This is a genomic window from Paenibacillus oenotherae (genome assembly GCF_019443105.1).
GTDB classification, from domain to species: domain Bacteria; phylum Bacillota; class Bacilli; order Paenibacillales; family Paenibacillaceae; genus Paenibacillus_Z; species Paenibacillus_Z oenotherae.
Genome location: NZ_JAHZIJ010000045.1, coordinates 1 through 2,250 on the forward strand (window position 1 = coordinate 1; position 2,250 = coordinate 2,250).

The 2,250-nt window shown below is 42.2% G+C and carries 2 protein-coding genes and 1 pseudogene; all 3 read left to right on the forward strand.

Annotated features, from left to right (window positions below):
* The coding region (locus K0T92_RS24385) for an RHS repeat-associated core domain-containing protein (RefSeq protein WP_219875232.1) at positions 1 to 878 on the forward strand (878 nt) is incomplete at its 5' end.
* A 29-nt stretch (positions 879 to 907) separates the two neighbouring features.
* Positions 908 to 1,339 carry a hypothetical protein gene (locus K0T92_RS24390; protein ID WP_219875233.1) on the forward strand — a complete coding sequence of 144 codons (432 nt, stop codon included), beginning with the start codon at positions 908 to 910 and terminating at the stop codon, positions 1,337 to 1,339.
* A 115-nt stretch (positions 1,340 to 1,454) separates the two neighbouring features.
* Positions 1,455 to 2,250 (forward strand): annotated as a pseudogene (locus K0T92_RS24395) (hypothetical protein); the annotation flags it as partial.

The window sequence follows — 2,250 nt, forward strand, 5'->3', positions numbered from 1 at the left end:
CGGGCAATACGAGTGTGAACCGGTACACGTATGATCTATGGGGCAACCCGCTCACGACCACCGAGGGTGTAGAGAATCCATTCCGCTATTCGGGGGAAATGTGGGATCAGAGCGCAGGCCTGCAATATTTGCGCGCAAGATGGTATGACCCGAGCATGGGACAGTTTATTAGTAAGGATACGTATGAGGGCCAGATTGATAATCCGCTGACGATGAATTTGTATACGTATGTGCATAATAATCCAAGCAAATTTATTGATCCTTCTGGACATGTTGTAGAAACAATAGTTGATATAGCCAGCATTGGGTGGAGTGCTTATGAGTTATATGAAAACCCTAGTTGGGGGAATGCAGGTTTCTTACTGTGGGACATAGCAGCTACATTGTTACCTTTTGTGCCAGGTTCATATGTAGCGAAGGGTACGAAAATGCTTATGAAAGCAGATGTTTTTGCAAAAGCACGTACGGGTGTTTGGGCAAAATCTGCAGTGGAAAGAGGGAGAGAAATAGAAGATGCATTAGGTGGTATGAGTAATATTATGGGTAATAATTTTAAGACGATTGATAAATTTGTAGCGGGAGAAGGTTTGTTTGCAAAAAGCATTACTAGTATCAAATCGATAGATGTAACACTTTCAAGTTACAATAAAGGAAATAACCTTTTGAATATACTTAAAGTATATACAAATAGCTTAGCGAGTTATACAGGTCATACTCAGAAAAACTTGACAGTACTAGCGAACTCAAGTACGATAAAAAATTTAGAAGTAGCGCTACCTCCCGTAGAACTAACAAAAAGTCAATCTGAGCAACTGCAGATGGCAATTGACTACGCAAAGGACAAGGGAGTAAATATTATTATAAAAATAGTTGAGTGAGGTGATCTGCTTTGGGGCCTACGTATAGGTTGATAAATGTTTACGTTGATGATAAGACAAATAATTTGCTTGCGATTCCAACAGGACGAATTGAAGGATTGGGTATTGTCGACATTGAACTTATGGAGGTAATTGAGTTTCCATTCGATGAAGTTACGTTACTTCGACAGATCGAAAAAACCCTTTCATTATGTTTCTCTAAGGTGCCTCCTTTACCGTCAAAAGAATCTGCAATAGCAAATCTTTTAGGAAAGAAAAATTATAGTGCAGCAACTAAAGGTAAAAAGCTTGTTGTACTGACTTGGGAGCAAGAACATGGTTATAAAATATATCCTACCGCTAAAGATCGTCGTGGAGGATACACCCATCTATTTGATTCCGTTATTGTCATAGGAGATCTCTTAGCCGCCGAACTATTATTCTCAGGGATTAACAATGCAATACAATTGTCTACAAAGTAGTTTGGTTTCTTAACGTGCCACATGCGAGTGTAACAACACTCCATGTGGTTTCTTTTTATCTTGCTTTAAGAGCGTTGAGCATACGACAAGATACCAGTATGATTCCCTAGGGCGTTTGACAGGCGTAACCGATCCCAAGAATGACACGACAAGCTATGCGTATTCCTTGGCTGGACATTTGAAGGAGATCCGTTATCCGGATGCGAATACGACGCAGAAGCGCTATGACCAGTTGGGAAGACTGATCAAACAGACCGATGCCATGGGTCAGGTCGAGAAGAGCTTCTATGATGCGAACAGCAATGTTGTAAGAACGATGGATCAGAAGGGGCAAACGTTCACCTTCCAATACAACAATCGCAATCGGCTGACCCTGAAATCCAGTCCGAACGATTCCGTGGGGTATACCTATGATCTCGCCGGACGGCGGAAAACGATGACAGACCCTACAGGTACGACATCCTACGCCTACAAGAACACGACCGGGGAATTAAGAGAGGTTACCTTCCCGGATCTGAAGAAAATTTCGTATACCTACAATAGTCTGGGCCTTCGGGAAACGATGACCGATCCGTTCGGTTATATGAATGTATATACCTATGACAACATGAACCGGTTAAAGACCGTAGGGCCTTCCTTGACGACCTTTGATGCCGAATATGATTACTACAATAACAGCCTGTTGAAGGAAATCAGGCAGCTGAACGGGAATAAAAGCACGTATACCTATGATGGCTATGCCGTGGATTCGCTGATTCACAAGAAAGCCAATAACGTAGAGATCAATTCCTTCAACTACGATTATGACGGGAACGGGAATTTGACGAACCAATCTTTGAGTTTGAACGGGCAAAGCAACAATTATAGTTACAGCTACGATCCCTTGAACCGAATCGCCACCTCGTCCCAGT